Consider the following 22,840-nt stretch of genomic DNA (forward strand, 5'->3'; position numbering starts at 1 on the left):
CAAAGGACCCCTTCACTTCTTCTTGGGCAGGCCGGGAAGGCCCGGGAAACCACCACCGAGGCCCGGCAGCTTGGCGCCGCCCAGACCCGGCAATCCACCGGTGCCAAGGCCGGGAAGCCCGCCGCCCGGCTTGCCGAGACCGGCCGCTTCCGCCTGCTTCTGCAACGCTTCCAGCTGCTTCGGATCGATGTTGGAGAGATCGGGCATGCCACCCATGCCACCGCCGAGGCCGCCAAGGCCCATCTTGCCGGCAAGGCCGCCCATCATCTGCTTCATCATGCCGCCTTTGCCCTTGCCGCCCATCATCTTCATCATGTCCGCCATCTGGCGGTGCATCTTCAGAAGCTTGTTGATGTCGGAGGCATCGGTGCCGGAGCCGGCCGCGATGCGCTTCTTGCGCGAATGCTTGAGCATGTCGGGATTGGCGCGCTCGGCCTTGGTCATCGAGCCGATGATCGCCAGCTGGCGGCCGAACAGGCTATCGTTGAGGCCGGCAGACGCCATCTTGTCTTTCATGCCAGCCATGCCGGGCATCATCGACATGATGCCGCCCATGCCTCCCATCTTCTGCATCTGGCGCAGCTGGTCGGCGAGGTCGTTGAGGTCGAACTTGCCCTTGGCCATCTTGGCGGCCATGGCGGCCGCCTTCTCGGCGTCGATGTTTTCGGCGGCGCGCTCGACGAGGCTGACGATGTCACCCATGCCGAGAATGCGGTCGGCGATGCGGCGGGGATGGAATTCCTCCAGTTCGCCCATGCGCTCGCCGACGCCGATGAGCTTGATCGGCTTGCCGGTCACCGCGCGCATCGACAGCGCTGCACCGCCACGGCCATCGCCGTCCATGCGGGTGAGCACGAGGCCGGTGATGCCGACGCGTTCGTCGAAGTTGCGCGCCAGGTTGACGGCGTCCTGACCGGTCAGCGAATCCGCGACCAGCAGGATTTCATGCGGGTTCGACTTCTTCTTGATGTCGGCCATTTCGACCATCAAGGGCTCGTCGATATGCGTACGGCCGGCGGTGTCGAGAATGACGACGTCGTGGCCGCCGAGCCTGGCTGCCTGCACGGCGCGCGCGGCGATATCGGTCGGCGACTGGCCGGCTATGACAGGCAGCGTGTCGACATTGGTCTGCACGCCGAGCTGGCGCAGCTGCTCTTGTGCGGCCGGGCGTCGCGTATCGAGCGACGCCATCAGCACCTTCTTCTTCTCGCGGTCGGTGAGCCGCTTGGCGATCTTCGCCGAGGTCGTGGTCTTGCCCGAGCCCTGCAGGCCGACCATCATGATGACGACGGGGGCGGCGGCATGCAGGTCAACGCCCACGCCTTCGCCGCCGAGCATCTCGATCAGCTCGTCATGGACGATCTTGACGACCATCTGGCCGGGCTTGATCGACTTCAGGATCTCGGCGCCGACAGCCTTCTCACGAACGCGGTCGGTGAAGGCGCGCACCACGTCGAGGGCGACGTCGGCCTCCAGAAGCGCACGGCGAACCTCGCGCAGCGCTGCGGAAACATCGGCTTCCGAAAGCGCGCCACGGCCTGTCAGTCCATTCAGAATGGATCCAAGACGGTCCTGGAGGTTTTCAAACATCGGCTCTTCCTTGTGATTTCCTGATCGGGGAAACCTTGTGCTTTTCCTTGACGAAAACAAGACGCATAGCCAAAAAGCACCCGAGGGCGCATCGCGCTGTCGGGTGTGGACCTCCGGGATCGATTTATACCTTTGCGGGTCCCGGTCGGTGGCTCGAGTCTTGAAGCTCGTCGCAGATTGAGCGGCGGTAAACAGGAAAACGGGCGGAGAGTCAAGGCAAAGCGGGCAAATAAGCGTTTTGCGGCCTTTCAAAAGGCGGCACGGCAACCCAAATGCAGAAGCCCGCACGGCATATATCACGTATCACGGCGACAAGGCTCCCACCGCATGGCAAACGCCAAACCCAAGAATCCCTATTACCAAGGCCCGGTCACCGACCATTTCGACGGCACCCGCTTCTTCAACCCTGGCGGCATCGCCCCTCTCGGCTTCCGCGCCATGCTGCGCTGGCAGTTCAACGGCGAGCGGCAGGCGTGGCAGAAGCTGGTGCCGAGCCCCTTCCCGCAGGCGAAACCCGACCAGCGTATCGAGGGCGATGGGCTGAAGGTCACCATGGTCGGCCATGCCTCGATGCTGGTGCAGGTGGCGGGCCTCAATATCCTGACCGACCCCGTCTGGTCGGATCGCGTCAGCCCCTTCACCTTCGCCGGCCCGAAGCGGGTGACCGCTCCCGGGATCCGTTTCGAGGACCTGCCCGCCATCGACCTCGTGCTCGTCTCGCACAATCACTACGACCATCTCGACGTCGCGACGCTGAAGCGGTTGCAGGCCGCACACGGGCCCCGCTTCGTCACGCCCCTCGGCAACGATACGATCATCCGCCGCGCCGCGCCCAATACCAAAATCTCTGTCATGGACTGGGGCGACCGCATCGAGATCACCGACGGCATCACCGTCGACGCCGAACCGGCGCATCACTGGTCGGCGCGCGGCACGAATGACCGCAGCATGGCGCTCTGGGCGTCCTTCGTGATCTCGACGCCGTCAGGCAAGATCTACCACGTCGGCGACACCGGCTTTCACGACGGCATCAATTACCGGGCCGCCGGCGAAAAGCACGGTTCCTTCCGCCTGGCCATCCTGCCATTCGGCGCCTATGAGCCGCGCTGGTTCATGAAGGGCCAGCACCAGAACCCCGACGAGGCGGTGCGCGGCATGCAACTCGCCAACGCCGCCCACGTCGCCGGCCACCACTTCGCGACGTTCCAGTTGACCGACGAGGCGATGGACGCGCCGGTGAGGGCATTGGAGGTCGCGTTGCGGGAACAGGGGGTGGCACCGGAGCGTTTCCAGCCGCTGAGAGCGGGCGAGGTTTTCGACGTGCCCGTGGTGTGAAAAGGCGCTGATCGGTATCGCACACAGCACGAAATCCCGCGCCCGAGCAAGGCTCGGCGACGGCTGGATGGCAAGTCCCAAAAATGGGAATGGGCAGGCGGCATTGTATGGGTGGTATGGGTATCAGGCGTTCCGCCTGCCCGATCGCTTCGAGGTTTCCGGTTCGTCAGGGCCGACAGGAGCGTCTCTCGGCCTTTCCTTGCCGGATGGATATCAGACCTGACAGCCCTTTACCCACCTCTCACAACCATCATCGAACGCCGGATACCAAACTTGGCGTTACCGGTTCGCGAACCCGGCTCCCTGTCCGATGACACCCTTAGGGTAAGGTGGTTGCCGACCGCGGGGATGAAGGGGAACGATGAAAAAATGTACGTCGTTGAAATAATTATATTAGTTTATGTTCGCGACCGAAAATTTCACACACTTGAGGTCGTCGGACTATCGCTGATATGCTCAGCCGCAGGTACCACGCATGGTCTCCTGCGCTTCGGCGGCGACGCGGTCGTATTCGACCGCCTGCTGCATCGATTGCTCACGTTCCGTTCCCGAATAGAACTGCGCGCAATAGCGCGACTTCCTGGCGCCTTCCGAATTGATCAGATAGGCTCCTCTGGAGTTCAGGCAGGCGCCGCCACTGCTTGCCCTTTGCTGCACCGTGTTGATCCACTGAACGAATGGGCTGTTCGCATCGTCGCAATCGCCGCGGCTGTCGGATGGCGGTGAGGGAAAGCCTGACAGCTGCGTGCCGCCGGAGCCGCTGGATAGCGGCGCGCTCGCCGCAACCTGCTGCCGCGGGTAGTCTGTCTGGATCGATGGCGCCCGGATCTTTTCGGCATCCGCGAGTCGTCGCTCGTTCTGCTCGATCTGTTCCCTGGTCATCCCCTTGAGATCATCGGGTCCCTCGACCACCACGGCATCACCGGGCACGCGTTCGATCGGCGTCGTGCATGCGGCCAGCATGGCCATTGAAACAAGCGCCACCGCAAGACGCGCGGTGCCAATCGAAAAAGCGGATGCATGCATCATGATTATCCCCAATGGCGGCGCGCTCTGCGGCGCGACACCGATGATAATCAAGGGCCAATGGGCACACATCCCGCATTTGGGGTAAATCGGCGCATTATGGCCGAAAAATTGAAGGCTTTGGTTGTGGTTTTCACGCCATCGCCGCGGCAGGCAGACGGGCGCGCCTCGACACCCGCCTGCTGTCTGCAAATGCGCTCAGAACGTCGCCGTCTTCGGATCCGGTCCCATCCGCGCCGAACTGCTGTCCAGCTTGGCGATCTTTTCCATGTCGTCGCCGTCGAGCTTGAAGTCGAAAACCTGGAAGTTTTCCACGATGCGCGACGGCGTCACCGATTTCGGGATAACGACGAGACCGCTGTCCATGTGCCAGCGGATGATCACCTGCGCCGGCGTCTTGCCGTGCTTCTCGGCGATCTCGGCGAGAGTGGGGTGGGCGATCAGTTTGCCCTGGCCGAGCGGGCTCCAGGACTCGGTGGCGATGTTGAGCTTCTGGTGCGCCTCCTGCGCCGCCTTCTGCTGGAAGTCGGGGTGCAGCTCGATCTGGTTGATGACGGGCACGACGCCGGTCTCGGCGATCAGCCTCTCGATATGCTCGGGATAGAAGTTCGACACGCCGATCGATCGCGCCCGGCCCTCTTCGCGCAGCTTGATGAAGGCTTTCCACGTATCGACATAGGAATTGCGGTTCGGCGCCGGCCAGTGGATGAGGTAGAGATCGACATAGTCGGTGCCGAGGCGCTTCAGGCTCTTGTCGAAGGCCTTCAGCGTCGAATCGTAACCCTGATCCTGGTTCCAGAGCTTCGTCGTGAGAAAGATGTCCTTGCGGTCGATACCGGAAGAGCGAATGCCCTCGCCGACGCCGTCCTCGTTTTCATAGACGGCTGCCGTATCGACATGGCGATAGCCGGCTTCGATGGCGGCGCGAACCGTGGGAGCGGCGATGTCGTCGGGCGTCTGCCAGACGCCGAGGCCGACCTGCGGAATGGAATGGCCGTCGTGGAACGTAATGATGGATTGCTGTGCCAAAATCGATCTCCGAAAATCCGATGAAACCAGGGGGCGTGTTGAACCGCGATCGCTTGCGGCTTCCCGAGACGCATCGCAGCCCGAGCGCCGGTCGAGTTTCATATAGGTCGGCTACCCCGGATAATCACCCCCGTCGACGGTCAGACGACACGCACCACGGTTCCCTTTTTCAGATGAGGCAGCAGCCGGCGCATGTCGCGCGGATGCAGGGCCACGCAGCCCGCCGTCGGCTCGTAGCCCGGCCGGATCAGGTGCATGAAGATCGCCGATCCTCGATGACGCGCCCGCGATGTCACGTTCCAGTCCATGACAAGGCAGACGTCGTAGAGCCCGTCGGCCCGCTTCATTTCCTCATGACTCGGCCTGAACGGCGCTTTGACGAGGCGGTTGTAGTTGGCATTGTCAGGCTGGTCGCACCACAGCATGTCGCCGCGGATACGACGCATCGCAAGCTTTGTATCCAGTCGCACTGGCCGCTCGCGCCTGAAGCCGGCAATCAGCTTCATCGAGGCGATCGGCGTGGCGCCATCCCCTTCCCGCTTCAGCACCGTGCGTCCGGACCGACCGATGGCGGCGGGCACCCGGATCGGCCCGAACTGCACGATCGCCCGGCTTTTTTTGCCCGGAGCGGGGCGAACGAGGACGATCTTTGACTGTATGCCGGGCGAGCGCCTTGTTTTCTCCATTTTTCTCACATGTCTTTGCAATTGCTGAGATACGATTGAAATCATATAGCATCATATACGACAACAGCGCGGTCTCCCGATCTTTGCCTATGTGCCGAACTGGCGTAAAAGTGACGGGACCGAAGGCGAGGGACATAGCCGCATGACAGCACGCACCATTCTCTTGGTGGATGACGACGACGACCTCCGCGAGACCCTTACGGAGCAGCTCTCGCTCTATGACGAGTTCACGGTCCTGCAGGAAGCAACGGCCGCCAAGGGCGTGGAACGCGCACGCGCGACGCCGATCGATCTCCTGATCATGGACGTGGGCCTGCCCGACATGGATGGCCGCGAGGCGGTCAAGCTCCTGCGCAAGGGCGGCCTGAAGGCGCCGATCATCATGCTCACGGGACATGACACCGATTCGGACACGATCCTCGGCCTGGAAGCCGGCGCCAACGATTACGTGACCAAACCCTTCCGCTTCGCCGTGCTGCTTGCCCGCATCCGCGTGCAGCTGCGCCAGCACGAGCAGAGCGAAGACGCCACCTTCAGCGTCGGCCCCTATATCTTCAAGCCGAGCCAGAAGCTGCTGACCGCCGAAAACGGCCAGAAGATCAGGCTCACCGAGAAGGAAGCGGCGATCATCCGCTATCTCTACCGTGCCGAGCAGAAGGTCGTGACCCGCGATGTGCTGCTGGAAGAGGTCTGGGGCTACAATTCCGGCGTAACCACCCACACGCTGGAAACCCACGTCTACCGCCTGCGCCAGAAGATCGAGCGCGACCCGTCCAACGCCGAGATTCTGGTAACGGAAAACGGCGGCTACAAGATCATACCCTAAGATGGCACTGAACGACGATATCCGCCTGCTCTCGCAGCTTCCGCTCTTCGGCGGAATGTCGGAGGACCAGCTGCGGCTGATCGCCTTCGGCGCGGATCGTCGCGCCATCTCCGCCGGCCAGATGCTGTTTCGCGAGGGATCGCCGGCCGAGTGCGCCTATGTGGTCCTGAGCGGCGAGATGGAACTGATCAGCACCGGCCGCAACGGCCAGCCTGAAGTGCAGGCAGTCGCCGGCACCGGTACGCTGCTATCGGAACTGGCGCTGATCACGCTGGTCGAGCGCAAGTTCACCGCGGTCGCCAGCAGCGACACCAGCGTCCTGCGCATCACCCGCTCGCTCTTCCACCGGCTGATCGAGGAATATCCCGATGCCGCGCGGCTGATCGAAAACCGCATCCGCGACAACATCGCCGCGCTCGCCGCGCGTGCCGCCGCCGAGCTCCACCGCTTCGCCTGAAAAGCACTGCAAGTTAGAGCAGTTCCGCTTTCCGCGAATAGCGGAACTGCTTCATCGTTTTGTTTTCACGCAATCCGGATGGAAAACCGCTTCGCACTTTTCCTGGAATCGCTAGAGATTGAAATGCGCGGTCACCGGCACATGGTCCGACGGCCGTTCCCAGCCGCGCGCTTCCTTGAAAATTTCGATGCGCTGCAGGTGTGGCCCGAGATCGCGTGAAGACCAGATATGGTCCAGACGGCGGCCGCGGTCGGCCGCTTCCCAGTCCTTGGCGCGGTAGCTCCACCAGGTATAGATCTTCTCGCTGTCGGGCACGTTCTGGCGCATCAGGTCGAGCCACTGGCCGCGCTTCATTACCTCGATCAGCCCGTCGGTCTCGACCGGCGTATGGCTGACGATCTTCAAGAGCTGCTTGTGCGACCACACGTCGTGCTCGAACGGCGCGATGTTGAGGTCGCCGACCAGGATCGAGGACGTGTTGCCCTCGCCGTCGGCCTTCAGGAGCTTCATCTCCTCGATGAAGTCGAGCTTGTGCCCGAATTTCGGGTTGATCGTGCGATCCGGCTCGTCGCCGCCGGCGGGAACGTAGAAATTATGCAGCCGGATGCGCTTTGCCCCGCGCTCGAACACCGCCGAAATGTGCCTGGCATCACCCACCTTGCAGTAATCCTGGCGGTGATCTTCCGTCAGCGGAAGACGCGAGGCGATGGCGACGCCGTGATAGCCCTTCTGGCCGTGGATGATGATGTGCTCGTAGCCCATGGCCCTGAGCGGCGCCAGGGGAAACAGCTCGTTCGGCACCTTGGTTTCCTGGAGACAGAGGATGTCGGGCTTGTGCTTCAGGACGAACTGCTCGACGATCGGCATGCGCAGCCTGACCGAATTGATATTCCACGTGGTGACCGAGAAGCCCATTCCAATGCCTTTCAAATGCGAACGACATTGGCTTTAGAACAAAGGTTGCGTCGATGGAACGCATGCACCCAAAGAAAAACGCCCCGCGAGCAGCGAGGCGTTTTGTGAGCAATTTCTAACCAAGCGGGATGCGTCAGTCGCGATAGGCCGCCGTACCCGGGTCAGTCGCGGTAAGCGGCTGTACCAGGAATGACCTCGTACGGAACCCGGAAGACCTTGTCGTCGAACTGTACGCCGGTCTTGACGTTGAACACCATGACCGAGGTGTCCTTGCCCTGGTTGTCGGTGATCGTCCACTGGCGCAGGTCCAGCGTCTTCGGGTCGAACATCATGGTGATCGTCGAATTGCCGAACACCGTATTGTTGCCAAGCGCGATCGTCGTGAGGTCCGATTCCTGCTTGACGCTCTTGACCGAGCCGGAGGAGAGATCGATGCGCTGCGCCAGCAGCAGGCTGAGCGGCGTCTTCGACAGCGGGTAGAGATCCCAGGTCTTCAGCTTCATGTTGCCGATCGCGACATTCTTGCCGTCGGCGATGACGCGGATCGGTGACGGGTCGTCATAGTTGAAGCGCAGCTTGCCGGGGCGCTGGATGAAGAACTTGCCGCCGGTCTGCTCGCCGCGCGGGCCGAATTGCACGAACTCGCCCTGCATCGTGCCGACGCTGGAGAAATGGTCGGCGATCGCCTGGGCGGTGGCGTTGTTGGATGCGGCGGACGCCGCCTGGGCAAAGCTGTTGAACGGCAGCGTGGTGGAGGCCGCCGCGACGGCCATGGCGCCGAGAAGATGGCGGCGGGTCAGCGTTATGCGGTCCATGAAGGTCTCGGAGTTGTTCATCTAGGTCTCCTCTAGGCATTTCTGGATGCTGCCGAAACGCGGCGCCATCATGGCGGCTTTCGCAGGCCTGCAGAAAGTAACGGTTTCAGGGCGATCAGGTTTCCGTGAAGCCGGCGTCGTTTGAAAATATTCAGGCTCAGCGGTCGAGAATATCACCTTCGGTCGGCACCAGAATCTCGCGCTTTCCGGCATGATTGGCCGGGCCGATGATGCCTTCCTGCTCCATGCGCTCGATCAGCGACGCGGCACGATTGTATCCGATGCCGAGCCTGCGCTGAATATACGACGTCGAAGCCTTTCCGTCACGCAGAACAATGGCGACGGCCTGATCGTAGGGATCCTCGGAATCGGAGAGGTTGGAGGTGCCGGCCGGCCCGCCACCGTAGTCGCCATCCTCATCGTCATCGGCGGTGATGGCGTCGAGATATTGCGGCGCCCCTTGCGTCTTCAGATAGGCGACAATGTCCTCGACCTCGCCATCGGCCACGAACGGACCGTGGACACGCTGGATGCGCCCGCCGCCGGCCATGTAGAGCATGTCGCCCATCCCCAGCAGCTGTTCGGCGCCCTGCTCTCCGAGAATGGTGCGGCTGTCGATCTTCGAGGTTACCTGGAAGGAGATGCGGGTCGGGAAGTTGGCCTTGATCGTGCCGGTGATGACGTCGACGGACGGGCGCTGCGTCGCCATGATCACATGGATACCGGCGGCGCGCGCCATCTGCGCCAGGCGCTGCACGGCGCCTTCGATGTCCTTGCCGGCGACCATCATCAGGTCGGCCATTTCGTCGATGATGACGACGATATAGGGCAGCGGCTTCAGGTCGAACTCTTCGGTTTCGTACATCGCCTCGCCGGTTTCGCGGTCGAAGCCCGTCTGAACGGTGCGCGAGATCGCCTCGCCCTTGGCGAGCGCCTGCTCGACGCGGGAATTGAAGCCGTCGATGTTGCGCACGCCGATCTTCGACATCTTCTTGTAGCGCTCTTCCATCTCGCGCACGGTCCACTTCAGCGCCACGACGGCCTTCTTCGGATCGGTGACGACAGGCGAGAGCAGATGCGGGATGCCGTCATAGACGGAGAGTTCGAGCATCTTCGGATCGATCATGATCAGGCGGCACTGTTCCGGCGTCATGCGATAGAGCAGCGACAGGATCATGGTGTTGATGGCGACGGATTTACCCGAGCCGGTCGTACCGGCCACCAGCAGATGCGGCATCTTGGCGAGGTCGGCGATCACCGCTTCACCACCGATCGTCTTGCCGAGCGCCATGGCAAGCTTGGCCTTGGAGCTCTCGAAATCTCTGGAGGCGATCATCTCGCGCAGGTAGACGGTCTCGCGGATGTTGTTCGGCAGTTCGATGCCGATCGCGTTGCGGCCCGGTACCACGGCGACGCGAGCTGCGATAGCGCTCATCGAGCGGGCGATATCGTCGGCAAGGCCGATGACGCGCGACGACTTGATACCGGGCGCCGGTTCCAGTTCGTACAGCGTGACCACGGGACCTGGGCGGACATGGATAATCTCGCCCTTGACGCCGAAATCCTCGAGCACGCCTTCGAGCATGCGGGCATTCTGCTCCAGCGCGTCGGCCGACAGTGTGGAATCGCGCACCACTGCCTTGGGCTCGGCAAGCAGATGCATCGACGGCAGCTGGAAGCCTTCGGGGCGGATGAACGAGCCCTGCTGCTCGCGTTCGACACGTGCGCCGGGCTTGGGGCGGGCGGAAGGCTGCACCACGCGCGGTTCGGCACGGCCGCCGGCCTGCCTGGCGGGCGCGCGCATCATCCAGCCGTTGTCGTCATCGTCGTCAGGCAGGATGCCGGCCGGGCGCGGCGGCATGTCGTCGCCGAACGGCGCGTCGTCGTCATCGTCGTCGTTGAGCGAGATCGAAGGCGCCGAAACGATACGGCGCGGCGATGCGCCACGCGGTTCCATCGACGGATCCATGCGCTCGCCGCGCATCGTGGGCGTCTTGGCGCGCACCGGCTCGTTGAGCTTGCCGAACTCGTCGTCATTGAAATCGTAGGGCGATTCGAAATCGTCCTGGCGGCGCTTGCGCGGACCCATGCCGAGCATGCGGCGCATCCGCGCCTGGCTCATGTACCAGGCATGCGTCAGCGCGCCGAAGGCAAGCCAGCCGCCGCCATCCTCGTCTTCGTCCTCGTCGCCGACGGAGGGAAGCCTGGATCGCGTATCGGCATAATTAACTTCGTCCTCGTCTTCGTCCGATGCCGCGCCGACGATGCCCGATGCAAAGAGCATCATCCAGACAGTCGGAATGGAAAAGACGGCGCCGACGGCGGTGGCGAACGCACCGGTCGGATAGGCGCCGACGAACAGCGCCGGGAAACGCAGAATCATGTCGCCGATGACGCCGCCGATACCATTGGGGATCGGCCAGGTCAGCGGCGGCGGGAAGCAGCCGAGGACGGCCGAGGACAGGATAGAGCCCACGCCCCAGGCGGCGAGACGCGCCGGAACGCGGCTGAAGCGGCGGCCGGAAATCAGCGCCAGCGCCCAGGCGACGACGGGCAGCAGCGCGACGACGCTGGCAAGACCGAAGAACTGCATCAGGATATCGGCGAATGCCGCGCCGCCGTAGCCGAGGATGTTGGTCGGCTCGTTGCCCGTCGCGTAAGAGTAGCTCGGATCCGCGACATTCCAGGTCGCCAGTGCGGCGACCGCCAGCGCGAGCAGCAGGAAGAGTGCGAAGCCCAACAGGCTCTGCGCCTGGCGAACCACGAACCCCGAGAGGGAGAAACGGTCCGGCCGGCCATCCATTGCTGGCGATGTGCTTCTTGCCATGTGTGTACCCGTCCAATGCCTGAAAGCTTGCGAATCGCGGATGCGCCTCGCGCCCAATGCGTCCGCTCCACCTAATCAAAGGACGGTTAAAGCGATGTTAACCATCCGCTCCCGACATCTTGTATCCCGAAAATAAAGAGGCCCGAACCTTGGGAGGTCCGGGCCGGGACGGCTGAATGCCGCGGAAAGTCTTGGAAGGATGGTAGCGGCGCCCTGCATGGGAGCGCCGCCTGGCCGTAAGGCTTACGAGTGGTAGGCAGCTTCGCCGTGCGTTGCGAGGTCGAGGCCTTCGCGCTCGGCTTCGACGGGCACGCGCAGACCGACGATGACGTCGACGATCTTGTAGAGGATCGCCGAGCCGACGCCGCACCATACGATGGTGGTGGCGATTGCGGTGATCTGCGTCATGACCTGGCCGCCCATGGTGACGCCTTCGGCATAGCCGATGCCGCCGAGCGATGCGCTGGCGAAGATGCCGGTCGCGACAGCGCCGAACATGCCGCCGATGCCGTGAACGCCGAAGACGTCAGCGGTATCGTCGTAGCCGAACTTGTTCTTCACCACGGAGACGAAGAAGTAGCAAAGCGGCGAAACGATCAGGCCCATGATGATCGCGCCCATCGGGCCGACGATGCCGGCAGCAGGCGTGATGGCGACCAGACCGGCAACCATGCCGGAAGCGCCGCCGAGCATGGAGGCCTTGCCGCGGGTAAGCGTTTCAACAACAGCCCACGAAACGACGGCGGCAGCCGTGGCGACGAAGGTGTTGACGGTGGCAAGCATCGCGCCGCCCGAAGCTTCGAGGTTGGAGCCGGCGTTGAAGCCGAACCAGCCGAACCAGAGCATCGAGGCACCGACCATGGTCAGCGTCATCGAGTGCGGAGCCATCATGTCCTTGCCGAAGCCGGTACGCTTGCCGACCATGATCGCGCCGATCAGACCGGCAACGCCGGCGTTGATGTGAACGACGGTGCCGCCAGCGAAGTCGAGCGCGCCCATCTTGAAGAGCAGGCCGTTTGCGTCCCAGACCATGTGAGCGATCGGGAAGTAGACGAAGGTTGCCCAAAGTGCGCAGAACAGCACGACGGCCGAGAACTTGATGCGTTCGGCGAAGGCGCCGACGATCAGTGCGGGCGTGATCGCCGCGAAGGTCATCTGGAACATCGCGAAGATGAACTCGGGAATGACGACGCCTTCAGAGAAGGTCGCAGCCGTCGAATCCTTGGTGACGCCGGCGAGGAACATCTTCGCCGTGCCGCCCCAGTATGCGCTTTCCGAACCGCCGAAGGCGAAGGAATAGCCATAGATGACCCAGATGAGCATCAGGACAGCAGCAACCATCGTGCACTGCATCAGTACCGACAGCATGTTCTTGGCGCGAACCAGGCCGCCGTAGAACAGTGCCAGACCCGGCAGGATCATGAACAGCACGAGAAGCGTGGAGATGAACATGAAGGCGGTGTCGCCCTTGTCAGGAACCGGTGCGGCGGCAGCGGCCGGAGCGGCGGTCGTGGCCGCATCCTGCGCGAAGGCGACGACCGGCGCGAGAAGCGCGGCGGACGCAGCGGCAAGGCGCGCGTAAGTGGAAGAAATCTTGGAAATGGACATAGAAAAAAGCTCCTTGCTACCGTTCTTACAGCGCGTCTGAGTCGGTTTCGCCGGTACGGATGCGAACGGCATGGTCGATCGAATAGACGAAGATCTTGCCGTCGCCGATCTGGCCGGTCTTGGCCGACGAGGCGATGGCTTCAACGGCCTTGTCGACGATCTCCGTGGCGACGGCGACTTCGATCTTGAGCTTCGGCAGGAAGCTGACCGCGTATTCGGTGCCGCGATAGATTTCGGTATGCCCCTTCTGGCGTCCGTAACCCTTCACTTCGGTTACGGTCAGGCCCTGAATGCCGATCGCCGTGAGGGCTTCGCGCACCTCGTCCAGCTTGAACGGCTTGATAATGGCCATCACAATTTTCATCTGGTTTCCCATCCTTCGTTACCCTCGGCGCGGAGCCGACTCTCCTTGACGCCGAGGCAGTTGCCGTCAGCGACCACCTCTTTACATTCAAGGGGCGTGCCAGATTCGAATGGGGTGATTAAGTTATTGAAAAATAAACTCTATATTTGGAGAAACCAATAAACAGGCAAATGATTGCCTAATAATCGCTCAAAAAACACACAAATGGACGAAGTTGCTCACTATTTATTCATTTGCCCTTTTACGAATCAAACCCTCCTGGGCGACCGACGCAATCAGGACACCGCCTCGCGTAAAGAGACTACCGCGTGTCAGACCTCGCGCGCCGGATGCGGACGGACTGTCCTGCGTATAGAGCAGCCAGTCATCGAGCCGGGTCGGGCGGTGGAACCACATCGAGTGATCGAGGCTCGCCACCTGGATCGTCTGATCGAAGATCGACGTGCCGTGCGGATAGAGCGACGTGTCGAGCAGCGTCATGTCGGAGAGATAGGCGAGCACCGACGCCTGGCAGTAGCGATCGTCGGGCACCGGCCCGTTGGCGCGCACCCAGATATGCTGAACCGGATCGAGTTTCTTGTCGGAGAAATAGTGCGTCAGCGACACCGGCCGGATCTCGATCGGCCGCTCGCGCCCCCAATATTTGCGGATCGCTTCCGGCGCGTTGGCGAGATAGCGCTTGGCGATCTCGCGCTCGTCCATCAACGTCTCGGGCGCGGGTACGTCGGGCATGACGATCTGGTGCTCGAAGCCGGGCTCCTCGATCTGGAAGGACGCCGACAGCGCGAAGATCGCCTTGCCGTGCTGGATGGCGACGACGCGGCGGGTGTTGAAGCTGGAGCCGTCGCGAATGTGCTCGACCTGGTAGACGATCGGGACCGAGGGATCGCCGGGCCGCATAAAATAGGCGTGCAGCGAGTGCACAAGCCGTTCGCGCTCCACCGTCCGCTGCGCCGCCATCAGCGCCTGGGCGATCACCTGGCCGCCGAAAACCCGCTGCCAGCCGACCTGAGGGCTGCGCCCGCGAAAGATGTCGACCTCGATCGGCTCGAGATCAAGCGTCGAGAGCAGGGTTTCCATCGCGGTCGGATTTTCGGGGGCGCGCGTCATTTTGTACAACTCCGGACAGTAGGAAGTGCGGTGGCGATGATCTATATAGATCAACACGATATTCTAAAAGAACGGAACTGGATGCTATGCACGACATGCTGGTTGTAGGGGCGGGTTATGTAGGACTTTCCGCTGCCGTCGCCGTCAAGCAGGCGGCGCCGCGTCTCGATGTCGTGGTGGTCGAAGCAGCGCCTGCGGGCGTCTGGCAAAAGGATATGCGCGCCTCCGCGATCATCGCCGCCGCCACCAGCATGCTCGATGTTTTCGGCATCTGGAAGGAAATCGAACCCGAGGCGCAGCCGATCACCCGCATGATCGTCACCGATTCGAAGACCTCCGATCCCGTTCGCCCCGTCTTCCTGACCTTCGACGGTGAAGTGAAGGACGGCCAGCCCTTCGCGCATATGGTGCCGAACCTCGCCTTGGTGCGCGCGCTGCGCGGCGCCTGCGAGCGCCTTGGCATCGAGATCCGCCACGGCCTCGGCGCCACCGGCCTGAAGACTCTGGACACCCATGCCGAAGTCACGCTCTCCGACGGCAGCGCCATCGAAACCCGCCTCGTCGTCGCCTGCGACGGCGTGCGCTCGCATCTGCGCGATCTCGCCGGCATCAAGACGGTGAGCTGGAACTACGGCCAGTCGGGCATCGTCACCACGGTCGAGCACGAGCGCCCGCACCATGGCTGCGCCGAGGAGCACTTCCTGCCATCGGGCCCGTTCGCCATCCTGCCGCTTCCCGGAAACCGCTCGTCGCTGGTCTGGACGGAGAGGACACATGACGCCGATCGGCTGGTCGCCTCCGACGACCTGATCTTTGAGGAGGAACTGGAACGCCGCTTCGGCCACAAGCTGGGCACGCTGAAGGTCGTCGGCCCCAAGCGCGCCTTTCCGCTCGGCCTGACGCTCGCTCGCGCCTTCGTGGCGCCGCGCATAGCCCTTGCCGGCGATGCGGCGCACGGCATCCACCCGATCTCGGGTCAGGGCCTCAACCTCGGCTTCAAGGATGTGGCGGCACTGGCCGAAACCATCGTCGAAGCCGATCGCCTCGGCCTCGATATCGGCTCGATCAACATTCTCGAGCGCTACCAAGCCTGGCGCCGCTTTGACACCTTCCGCATGGGCGTGACGACGGACGTGCTGAACCGGCTGTTCTCCAACGACATCGCGCCGATCCGCATCGCCCGCGACTTCGGACTCGGTATCGTCGAGCGTCTGCCTGGCCTGAAATCCTATTTCATCGGCCAGGCGGCCGGCACCACGGCGAAGGAAAACCCGCGCCTGCTGGCGGGCGAGACGATTTGACCGTTTCGGTCAGTCCTCGATCTCGCGCGCCTCGGACACAAGCATGATGGGAATGCCGTCGCGGATCGGATAGGCGAGCTTTGCCTTTTCGGAGACGAGTTCGTTCTGTTCGCGGCTATAGACGAGCCGGCCCTTGGTGAGCGGGCAGACCAGAAGTTCGAGAAGCTTGGGATCGACGCGGCTGAGTTTTTCGTCCATGCGCGAGAGCTTACTGCAAGACGGTGTCGGAGTCACCAAAGACGCGCGCCAGAACGATCTCGGTGATCGCGATCAGCGTTTCAGCCCGCGTCTTCAAATCTGGAGCCTCCAGCAGCGCCTGCTTTTCGGCGGGACCGAAGGGCGACATCATCGCAAGCGAATTGACGAGCGTCAGATTGCTGGCGCGCTCGACGCTTTCCCAGTCCGCTTCCAGTTTGTTGGCGTCGAGATAGGCCTTGAAAGCCGAGAGCAGTGCTGCCCGGTCGACCGTTTCCTCTTCGTCCCGCGCCGATAGGTCGGCAATGAAGGGTGCGATGCGGAAAGTGCGGAAGGGGCTGTGCGTCTCTTTCTCGTCCAGCAGACGGAAGCGGCAGATGCCGGTCAGCGAGACGATGTAGCGACCGTCGCCGGTCTCCTGGAACGAGGTGATGCGGCCGAGGCAGCCGACCGGCGCCAGATTGGTCTCGTCCTGCTCGCCGAGCGCCGGCTGCACCATGCCTATCAGGCGGTTGCCGGCCATGGCATTGTCGAACATGGTGAGATAGCGCGGCTCGAAAACATTCAGCGGCAACTGTCCTGTCGGCAGCAGAAGCGCGCCGGTCAGGGGAAAAACGGCGACCGTGTCGGGCAGGTCGCCAGGCTTGAGATATCGTGCATTGCCCACTTGCATAGAGGCCATTCCCGCATATTTGGCCGGCGCAACACCACGCTCCGGCACTAACGGGAATGTGGTGCCCGGCACCGAAAACGCAAGGGCATTGCCCGAAACTTAGGAGAACAGCAGCGCCGAAAGCTTGCGCCGCCCCGAAACGCTGGCCGGATCCTTGAAGCCCCAGACCTCGAAGAACTGCAGGAGCTGACGGCGCGCGCCGTCGTCGTCGAAGGTCCGGTCCTTGCGCATGATATAGAGCAGATGCTCGGCCGCCTCTTCGCGGTTTCCTTCGACGTTACGGATCTTGGCGAGCTTCATGCGCGCTTCGTGATCATCCGGATTGCGCGCAAGCTCGTGCTCGAGCGCCACGGGATCGCCAAGCTTGCGGGCTTCCTCGATCTGCTCCAGCTTCTTGACCACCGCCTGGATCGCCGGATCCTTGGCCATCTCTTCCGGCAGATCGGCCAGCGCCTCGCGGGCGCGCTCGTGCTGGTTGGCCGCGATCATGCAATTGGCCATGCCGGCAAGCGCCTTTGCATTATCAGGATCGGCCTGCATGACGGCGCCGTAGAGCTGCGCGGCACCATTGACGTCACCGCTCGCGATCAGGCCGTCGGCCTCGGCGAGCGCGGCTTCGATTTCGGCCGCCTGATCGGCGCCGGCGGGACCGGCGATGCGATCGATGAACTCGCGGATCTGGCTTTCCGGCACAGCGCCCATGAAGCCATCGGCCGGGCGGCCGCCGACGAAGGCGATGACGGCGGGGATCGACTGGATGCCGAGCTGACCGGCAATCGACGGATGGTCGTCGATATTCATCTTCACCAGCTTGACGCGGCCCTGGGCTTCGTTGACCACCTTTTCGATGACGGGCGTCAGCTGCTTGCACGGACCGCACCAGGGTGCCCAGAAATCGACCAGCACCGGCTGGTTACGCGATTCCTCGATGACATCCTTGGCAAAGGTGGCGGTGGTCGTATCCTTGATCAGACCGCCGGCCGGGGGAGCCGCGGCAGGCGCCGCGCCATAGCTCGCCGTTGCCGACATCTGGCCGAAGGAGTTGCTGTAAGGATTGTCGTTGCCGCTCATGGATATCTCCCGTCGCCGGTCAACCGGCTTTATCTTCCGCTAAAATCGTATGTCAGGACGTCACTTTCAAGACAAGCGGCTTGTGCCCGGTCGCTTCCATGAAACGAACGAGATCGGAGCTCGAAATCGAGGTCGTGGCGTCGTTGGACAAAGGGTGGCAGTTGATGATCTCGTCGCGCATCAGGTCCGCGTCGAGCACGAAGGTGACGTTGTGGCCGCCATCGTTGATCGCGCCGAAAGCCGTGACCGAGCCGGGAATGACGCCGAGATACTCCATCAGTTTTTCCGGCTTGCCGAACGACACCTTGCTCGCCGCGCCGATCAGCGTGTGCACCGTCTTCAGATCGACCGTGGCATTTTCCTCAACCGTCAGCAGGAAGAACTGATCCTTCTTGTCCTTCACGAAGAGGTTCTTCGTATGCCCGCCGGGGATTTCGTCGCGCAGCGAAACCGATTCGGCGACGGTAAAGACCGGAGCGTGATCCTTTGTCGTGTGCTTGATTCCCAGCCCATCGAGAAAGGCAAACAGCTCGTCACGGGTCTTCGGCGTCGTTTCGGTCATCTCGGAATCCATTGGCGTGAGAAAATGTGGCCCTTGATTAAGTCCCATGCCCCGCTTTTGCAATCTTTCCGAACGACGCTTTTCCCTGCATTTGCGGGCCATTTCATCGGCCCGCCGGACGCCTCCGAATTTTTCTTCGACTTTCCGTCATTTCCCTGTTGCATTTGAAAATCACTTGGGCGATATAGCGCCCGTCGCCGCAAGGTGGCGCCCACGGTCCTCACAACTACCCCGGACCGGTGCGGATTGAGCGGGTGTAGCTCAGGGGTAGAGCACAACCTTGCCAAGGTTGGGGTCGAGGGTTCGAATCCCTTCGCCCGCTCCAGTTTTCTTAAATAATTCAGATGATTACAGGCTCGGTTATCCGGGCCTTTTATCATTTGTGATACATGGAGCCGTGCGTTACGCGGCAAAAATTATCGGGCACAGCGAAATCAGCTTGCCGCACCGCGGCCGTGACTATTATGGCAGATGTTGGTGACACCAAGCTGGCTCTGACGAATGCGAAGGATCGCCTCGGAACGTATAGGCCGACTGCCTTCGCTCTGAAGAGTAAAGCTTACGAGAGTTCGAGGATCAAGAGGCGCCGCCCACCACATACAAGGCGGGCGGCTAAACCACTTCAGTGCTGAGTTTGCTTCTTCGCGATCTGTTCTGAACCCAAATGGGCTTTTCCCTTCAAGATCTCGTTGACGCGACCCTGATTAACGCCATAGCTGGCGGCGATTTGGTGCTGGTATTCGCCATTCCAACGGCGCAACCAGACCTGCACGGCGTCTTCAAACGAAAATCTGTAGTTCGTATGCTTCATCGTTTAGGACCTTATACAGCCCCCGCCCGACTTGACAGATTACCCACTCCGCGTATGTTCGGAGCCGTTAAGGGGATCTGTAAGCCGACCAAGGTTTTTACAGTTTCAACACGGAGCCGGGGTTGCAGCCCCGGCTTTTGTGTTCATTCGCCAGACAATCCAGCCGAACGATCAATATAAAGTTTAAAACATCCGATTCCGTCAAGGGGCAGGAACGGCGCGCGCTGTGGAGCAACACAGCATTTTAAAGCCCTGCTAGAAATAAAGAAATTATTTTCCACATGATTTTGCTTTGGAATCAGCGCGTTGCAAGAAACCGCTTTAACATCTTGTTAATGCTTGGCTAAGCGGTGAATTGCGGGGATAAGCGGTGAATTACATCAGCGAAGGCAAGCAGATTGTTAGTGCCTCCGACAACTCAACCCGAATCGGCTACTTCGATCTTACTGAAAGCCTCTAATCAATCACGCCGTGTCCCTCCTCACACCATCCCCACCCCCAGCCGCTCCGCATGCGGCTTAAGCGATGCCATGATCGCCGGGTGCAGCACCACGCCGTCTCTCTCCGCCTGCCGCTTCCGCGCCAGGCCGTTTTCGCCGGGCAGCCGGACGCGGGTGACGCCGGGGCGGGGTGGGTTGGCGTGGCAGGCGTCGGTAAGCCAGCCGGTCTGGCGCAGGAACGCCTCGCGCCCACCGAAGGCGTCCGGGTCGAAGACCTGGATGGTGACGGCGGCGTTGGTGCCCTTGAGGCCATCGGCGCGGCCGAGGCCGGAAAGCCCCTGCGTGAACGCCTCGACATGCAGTGCCATGCCGTAGCCCTTCTGCCCGTGATCGAGCCCGCCGGCCGGCAGCAGAGTGCCGCCGCGCTCGATGACACCAGGATCGCGGCTCGGTTCGCCATGCTCGTCCAGCAGCCAATCGTGATCATAGTGGCGCCCCTCGCGCAGCAGCCGCTGCGCCATGTTGACCGTCGTGATCGAGGCGCTGATGTCGATGAGGATGGGATCGCCCGGCGTCGGGATGCCGTGGGCGACGGGATTGGGCGTATAGATGCCCCGCGTGCCGCCGAAGGGCGCCACCTGCGCGCCGGACGGGCTGGAACTTGCGATGCTCACCATATAGCCGCGATCCGTCGCGATGGTGAGATAGGCCGCCAGGCAGCCGATATGGTGGCTATCGCCGATGGTGACAGTCGCCGTGCCAAAGGTTTCCGCCCGCGCGCAGGCGAGCTTCACCGCTTCAGATGTCAGCCATGCGCCGGGCAGTCGCTGGCCGTGCCAGGCAATCGCCGGGCCGCGGTCCGAGACGACCTCGGGCGCGCCCTTGCCCTTCATCACCCCATCGGCGATGCTATGCAGATACCAGCCGGCGAGCGCCAGACCGTGCGTGGTATGTCCGAGCAAATCCGCCTCGACCAGATACTGCGCGACGGCGGCGGCTTTCTCCTCCTCCAGCCCTGCGGCGGAAAACAGCGACTTCGCGAAGGCGCGCAACGCCTCCGGCCGGTATGGGTGGGTGTCAGGCGTTTCGCCCATCGGATATCTCCCTTGGATCGGGCCGGCCTTGTCGGCGACCCCTGTGGTCAGCGGGCGAGGAAGCGCGGCGCCGGCGTCTCGCCCTTGAAAATCGCAAGCACCTGCTCGGCCGACATGACCGAGACGGCGCGCTTGGCATCGAGTGTCACGCCCGCCACATGCGGGGTCACCAGCGTGTTCGAGAGGTGGACGAGCGGATTGTCGATGCCGGGCGGCTCCATCGCGAAGCTGTCGAGCCCGGCGGCGGCGATATGTCCGTCTTCCAGCGCCGAGACCAGCGCCCTCTCCTCCACCACTTCGCCGCGCGCTGTATTGATGAGCAGCGCCCCCGGCTTCATCATGCGGATGCGCCTGCCGTCGATGAGGTTGACGGTCTCGGGCGTCAGCGGACAGTGCAGGCTGACGATATCGGCTTTTCCGAGAAGCGCATCGAGATCGATGTCGCGCGTGACGCCATCGGCAAAGGCGTGGTCGGGCGTATGCGGATCGAAGGCGGAGACGACCATGCCGATTACCTGCGCCATGCGCGCCAGCGTCTGGCCGATGAAGCCGAAGCCGACGATGCCGAGATGCTGGCCGCGCAGCTCGCGCCCGTGATAGCGGTTCTTGTCCCAGATCCCGTCGCGGATCAGGGCGTCCTGCCGGGGCAGGTCCTTGACGAGCGCCATGATCAGCGCCAGCGCGTGCTCGGCCACGGAATGGCCGTTGCTGCCCGTCGTCATCGTCACCGGAATGCCGCGCGCCGTGGCCGCCGCAACGTTGATGTCATTGGTGCCGACGCCATGCTTGGCGATGTGCCGCAGCCGTCCGCCCGCCTCCATTTCCTCGGCGCCGAGTTGCTCGGCCAGCAGCCGGACAATGACCGCATCCGGCCGGTGCGCCTGCATGGCGGCGATCACCTTCGATCTGTCGATGTAGGGCGGCGTGGCGATCGTGGTGACGCCTGCGGCCTCGAGCACCGCGCGGCCCTCGGGCGCGAGGTCCCCTCCCAGAATGACGACTGTCTTTTCCATCCTCATCTCCTCCCGCGAGCATGGCGGAGCCGCGGCGCTGTGGGCGCCGTCGGCAAAATCGGTGCGATCTTGAAACGATCAGGCGCGCTAGCGGCGCGGCGAACGGGCCATCAGCCGGGCATAGGCGATGGCGGAAAGCATGTTGACGTGGTTGGCCTGGCCGGTGCCGGCGATATCGAAGGCGGTGCCATGATCGACCGAAACGCGATCGATCGGCAGGCCGAGCGATACGTTGACGGCGGTGTCGAAGGCCACCAGCTTGATCGGGATGTGGCCCTGATCGTGATACTGCGCGATGACGAGATCGAAGGCACCGTTATAGGCGCGGGCAAAGACGGTATCGGCGGAGATCGGGCCGACGACGTCGATGCCCTTGGCCTGCGCCAGCTCCACAGCCGGCGCCAGGAATTCGCTGTCCTCAGTTCCGAACAGGCCGTTTTCGCCGCAATGCGGATTGAGCCCGGCAACGGCGATGCGCGCCTTCTTCCCCAGCCGCAGGAAATGGTTGTGCCCCGCCTCGATGGTCGCCAGCACGCGCTCCGTCTTCGCCCGCTCGATCGCGCCCTTCAGCGAGATGTGGGTGGAGACGTGGATCGTATTCAGGCGTTCGGAAGCGAGCAGCATGAACGAGCTCTTCGAGCCTGTCAGATGCGCAAGCAGGCCGGTGTGGCCGTCATGGTGATGGCCGGCAAGGTTCATCGCTTCCTTGTTGATCGGCGCGGTGACGATGACATCCGCCTGCCCCGACAGCGCGAGATCCACCGCGCGGCTGATATAGCGCACCGAGGCATCGCCCGCGACGGGGCTGACCTTGCCGATTTCGGGCAGCGGCGCGCCGAGATCGACCTCGTCGACGGCGATCTTGCCTGCACCTGACGCATCCGATGGCGCGAAGGAAAGCCCGGCATTCGTGGTGCGGTTGGCGCGCTCGAGTGCTTCGGTATTGCCGACGATGACGAAATCGCGACGCTCCTGCTCGGGCATCGCCGCCAGCGCCTTGACGATCACCTCGGGGCCGACGCCGGCGGGATCACCCAGCGTCACCGCGACTTTCGCATTTCTGTCCATCAGTCCTCTTCCTTCCTGATTGGC

General features: G+C 62.7%; 21 protein-coding genes, 1 tRNA gene and 1 pseudogene. 5 read left to right on the forward strand and 18 right to left on the reverse strand.

What is annotated here, in order from left to right:
- Positions 1-12 precede the first annotated feature (12 nt).
- Complete coding sequence (gene ffh / locus QTL95_RS00235) at positions 13-1,590, reverse strand: signal recognition particle protein (RefSeq protein ID WP_289717970.1); 1,578 nt, start codon at positions 1,588-1,590, stop codon at positions 13-15.
- Between the two features lie 327 nt (positions 1,591-1,917).
- Here ffh and QTL95_RS00240 point away from each other — a divergent pair, with 327 nt between their 5' ends.
- Positions 1,918-2,925, forward strand: a complete 1,008-nt coding sequence (locus QTL95_RS00240) for an MBL fold metallo-hydrolase (RefSeq protein WP_289717971.1) — start codon at positions 1,918-1,920, stop codon at positions 2,923-2,925.
- 456 nt (positions 2,926-3,381) lie between these two features.
- On the opposite strand, the gene QTL95_RS00245 is transcribed toward QTL95_RS00240, so the two are convergent.
- From QTL95_RS00245 to QTL95_RS00255, 3 genes are all read right to left on the reverse strand, one after another.
- Complete coding sequence (locus tag QTL95_RS00245; RefSeq protein ID WP_289717972.1) at positions 3,382-3,954, reverse strand: hypothetical protein; 573 nt, start codon at positions 3,952-3,954, stop codon at positions 3,382-3,384.
- A gap of 195 nt (positions 3,955-4,149) precedes the next feature.
- Positions 4,150-4,980, reverse strand: coding sequence for an aldo/keto reductase (locus tag QTL95_RS00250; protein WP_289717973.1), 831 nt, complete (start codon positions 4,978-4,980; stop codon positions 4,150-4,152).
- 140 nt (positions 4,981-5,120) lie between these two features.
- Positions 5,121-5,666 carry a L,D-transpeptidase family protein gene (locus tag QTL95_RS00255; protein WP_289717974.1) on the reverse strand — a complete coding sequence of 182 codons (546 nt, stop codon included), beginning with the start codon at positions 5,664-5,666 and terminating at the stop codon, positions 5,121-5,123.
- Between the two features lie 142 nt (positions 5,667-5,808).
- On the opposite strand from QTL95_RS00255, the gene QTL95_RS00260 reads away from it, so the two are divergent.
- Both QTL95_RS00260 and QTL95_RS00265 read left to right on the forward strand, forming a co-directional pair.
- Complete coding sequence (locus QTL95_RS00260; RefSeq protein ID WP_289717975.1) at positions 5,809-6,492, forward strand: response regulator transcription factor; 684 nt, start codon at positions 5,809-5,811, stop codon at positions 6,490-6,492.
- Between the two features lies 1 nt (position 6,493).
- Complete coding sequence (locus QTL95_RS00265) at positions 6,494-6,949, forward strand: cyclic nucleotide-binding domain-containing protein (RefSeq protein WP_289717976.1); 456 nt, start codon at positions 6,494-6,496, stop codon at positions 6,947-6,949.
- 111 nt (positions 6,950-7,060) lie between these two features.
- Here QTL95_RS00265 and QTL95_RS00270 read toward each other — a convergent pair whose 3' ends face one another.
- From QTL95_RS00270 to tesB, 6 genes are all read right to left on the reverse strand, one after another.
- Positions 7,061-7,864 (reverse strand): exodeoxyribonuclease III, encoded by an 804-nt coding sequence (locus QTL95_RS00270; RefSeq protein WP_289717977.1) that lies wholly within the window; start codon positions 7,862-7,864, stop codon positions 7,061-7,063.
- A gap of 161 nt (positions 7,865-8,025) precedes the next feature.
- A complete protein-coding gene (locus tag QTL95_RS00275; RefSeq protein ID WP_289717978.1) occupies positions 8,026-8,700 on the reverse strand; it encodes an outer membrane lipoprotein carrier protein LolA in 675 nt (224 codons plus the stop codon).
- A gap of 136 nt (positions 8,701-8,836) precedes the next feature.
- Positions 8,837-11,506, reverse strand: a complete 2,670-nt coding sequence (locus tag QTL95_RS00280) for an FtsK/SpoIIIE family DNA translocase (RefSeq protein ID WP_289717979.1) — start codon at positions 11,504-11,506, stop codon at positions 8,837-8,839.
- A gap of 243 nt (positions 11,507-11,749) precedes the next feature.
- The gene (locus QTL95_RS00285; RefSeq protein WP_289717980.1) at positions 11,750-13,114 is read right to left on the reverse strand and encodes an ammonium transporter; all 1,365 of its coding nucleotides are present in this window, start codon (positions 13,112-13,114) and stop codon (positions 11,750-11,752) included.
- A gap of 25 nt (positions 13,115-13,139) precedes the next feature.
- A complete protein-coding gene (locus QTL95_RS00290) occupies positions 13,140-13,490 on the reverse strand; it encodes a P-II family nitrogen regulator (protein WP_037181854.1) in 351 nt (116 codons plus the stop codon).
- Between the two features lie 213 nt (positions 13,491-13,703).
- Positions 13,704-14,588: an acyl-CoA thioesterase II gene (gene tesB / locus QTL95_RS00295; protein WP_289717981.1), complete on the reverse strand. Its 885-nt coding sequence runs from the start codon at positions 14,586-14,588 to the stop codon at positions 13,704-13,706.
- A 35-nt stretch (positions 14,589-14,623) separates the two neighbouring features.
- On the opposite strand from tesB, the pseudogene QTL95_RS00300 reads away from it, so the two are divergent.
- Positions 14,624-15,889 (forward strand): annotated as a pseudogene (locus QTL95_RS00300) (ubiquinone biosynthesis hydroxylase); the annotation flags it as partial.
- A 9-nt stretch (positions 15,890-15,898) separates the two neighbouring features.
- Here the strand turns inward: QTL95_RS00300 and QTL95_RS00305 are convergent.
- The 4 genes from QTL95_RS00305 to QTL95_RS00320 all read right to left on the reverse strand — a co-directional run bounded on the left by QTL95_RS00305 (position 15,899) and on the right by QTL95_RS00320 (position 18,390).
- Positions 15,899-16,087, reverse strand: coding sequence for a Trm112 family protein (locus QTL95_RS00305; protein ID WP_112533294.1), 189 nt, complete (start codon positions 16,085-16,087; stop codon positions 15,899-15,901).
- Positions 16,088-16,097: 10 nt separating this feature from the next.
- On the reverse strand, positions 16,098-16,757 hold the full coding sequence (locus QTL95_RS00310; RefSeq protein WP_289717982.1) for an LON peptidase substrate-binding domain-containing protein: 660 nt from the start codon (positions 16,755-16,757) through the stop codon (positions 16,098-16,100).
- A gap of 99 nt (positions 16,758-16,856) precedes the next feature.
- On the reverse strand, positions 16,857-17,828 hold the full coding sequence (trxA, locus tag QTL95_RS00315; RefSeq protein ID WP_289717983.1) for a thioredoxin: 972 nt from the start codon (positions 17,826-17,828) through the stop codon (positions 16,857-16,859).
- 52 nt (positions 17,829-17,880) lie between these two features.
- Positions 17,881-18,390, reverse strand: a complete 510-nt coding sequence (locus tag QTL95_RS00320; protein WP_289717984.1) for a prolyl-tRNA synthetase associated domain-containing protein — start codon at positions 18,388-18,390, stop codon at positions 17,881-17,883.
- A gap of 250 nt (positions 18,391-18,640) precedes the next feature.
- On the opposite strand from QTL95_RS00320, the gene QTL95_RS00325 reads away from it, so the two are divergent.
- A tRNA-Gly gene (locus QTL95_RS00325) sits at positions 18,641-18,715 on the forward strand.
- Positions 18,716-19,012: 297 nt separating this feature from the next.
- Here the strand turns inward: QTL95_RS00325 and QTL95_RS00330 are convergent.
- The 4 genes from QTL95_RS00330 to pdxA form a co-directional block, all read right to left on the reverse strand.
- Complete coding sequence (locus QTL95_RS00330; protein WP_289717985.1) at positions 19,013-19,201, reverse strand: hypothetical protein; 189 nt, start codon at positions 19,199-19,201, stop codon at positions 19,013-19,015.
- Positions 19,202-19,682: 481 nt separating this feature from the next.
- Positions 19,683-20,735 carry an Ldh family oxidoreductase gene (locus QTL95_RS00335; RefSeq protein WP_289717986.1) on the reverse strand — a complete coding sequence of 351 codons (1,053 nt, stop codon included), beginning with the start codon at positions 20,733-20,735 and terminating at the stop codon, positions 19,683-19,685.
- A 47-nt stretch (positions 20,736-20,782) separates the two neighbouring features.
- Positions 20,783-21,748, reverse strand: a complete 966-nt coding sequence (locus QTL95_RS00340; protein ID WP_289717987.1) for a hydroxyacid dehydrogenase — start codon at positions 21,746-21,748, stop codon at positions 20,783-20,785.
- Positions 21,749-21,835: 87 nt separating this feature from the next.
- Positions 21,836-22,816, reverse strand: a complete 981-nt coding sequence (pdxA, locus tag QTL95_RS00345; protein WP_112533287.1) for a 4-hydroxythreonine-4-phosphate dehydrogenase PdxA — start codon at positions 22,814-22,816, stop codon at positions 21,836-21,838.
- Between the last annotated feature and the right edge of the window lie 24 nt (positions 22,817-22,840).

This window comes from Rhizobium sp. S152, assembly GCF_030380735.1.
Taxonomy (GTDB): Bacteria; Pseudomonadota; Alphaproteobacteria; order Rhizobiales; family Rhizobiaceae; genus Rhizobium.

Bases quoted from the DNA above. Each gene is read 5' to 3' on its own strand.
- ffh (WP_289717970.1), bottom strand. From the start codon at position 1,590: ATGTTTGAAAACCTCCAGGACCGTCTTGGATCCATTCTGAATGGACTG.
- QTL95_RS00240 (WP_289717971.1), top strand. From the start codon at position 1,918: ATGGCAAACGCCAAACCCAAGAATCCCTATTACCAAGGCCCGGTCACC.
- QTL95_RS00245 (WP_289717972.1), bottom strand. From the start codon at position 3,954: ATGATGCATGCATCCGCTTTTTCGATTGGCACCGCGCGTCTTGCGGTG.
- QTL95_RS00255 (WP_289717974.1), bottom strand. From the start codon at position 5,666: ATGGAGAAAACAAGGCGCTCGCCCGGCATACAGTCAAAGATCGTCCTC.
- QTL95_RS00260 (WP_289717975.1), top strand. From the start codon at position 5,809: ATGACAGCACGCACCATTCTCTTGGTGGATGACGACGACGACCTCCGC.
- QTL95_RS00265 (WP_289717976.1), top strand. From the start codon at position 6,494: ATGGCACTGAACGACGATATCCGCCTGCTCTCGCAGCTTCCGCTCTTC.
- QTL95_RS00270 (WP_289717977.1), bottom strand. From the start codon at position 7,864: ATGGGCTTCTCGGTCACCACGTGGAATATCAATTCGGTCAGGCTGCGC.
- QTL95_RS00275 (WP_289717978.1), bottom strand. From the start codon at position 8,700: ATGAACAACTCCGAGACCTTCATGGACCGCATAACGCTGACCCGCCGC.
- QTL95_RS00280 (WP_289717979.1), bottom strand. From the start codon at position 11,506: ATGGCAAGAAGCACATCGCCAGCAATGGATGGCCGGCCGGACCGTTTC.
- QTL95_RS00285 (WP_289717980.1), bottom strand. From the start codon at position 13,114: ATGTCCATTTCCAAGATTTCTTCCACTTACGCGCGCCTTGCCGCTGCG.
- QTL95_RS00290 (WP_037181854.1), bottom strand. From the start codon at position 13,490: ATGGGAAACCAGATGAAAATTGTGATGGCCATTATCAAGCCGTTCAAG.
- tesB (WP_289717981.1), bottom strand. From the start codon at position 14,588: ATGACGCGCGCCCCCGAAAATCCGACCGCGATGGAAACCCTGCTCTCG.
- QTL95_RS00305 (WP_112533294.1), bottom strand. From the start codon at position 16,087: ATGGACGAAAAACTCAGCCGCGTCGATCCCAAGCTTCTCGAACTTCTG.
- QTL95_RS00310 (WP_289717982.1), bottom strand. From the start codon at position 16,757: ATGCAAGTGGGCAATGCACGATATCTCAAGCCTGGCGACCTGCCCGAC.
- trxA (WP_289717983.1), bottom strand. From the start codon at position 17,828: ATGAGCGGCAACGACAATCCTTACAGCAACTCCTTCGGCCAGATGTCG.
- QTL95_RS00320 (WP_289717984.1), bottom strand. From the start codon at position 18,390: ATGACCGAAACGACGCCGAAGACCCGTGACGAGCTGTTTGCCTTTCTC.
- QTL95_RS00330 (WP_289717985.1), bottom strand. From the start codon at position 19,201: ATGAAGCATACGAACTACAGATTTTCGTTTGAAGACGCCGTGCAGGTC.
- QTL95_RS00335 (WP_289717986.1), bottom strand. From the start codon at position 20,735: ATGGGCGAAACGCCTGACACCCACCCATACCGGCCGGAGGCGTTGCGC.
- QTL95_RS00340 (WP_289717987.1), bottom strand. From the start codon at position 21,748: ATGGAAAAGACAGTCGTCATTCTGGGAGGGGACCTCGCGCCCGAGGGC.
- pdxA (WP_112533287.1), bottom strand. From the start codon at position 22,816: ATGGACAGAAATGCGAAAGTCGCGGTGACGCTGGGTGATCCCGCCGGC.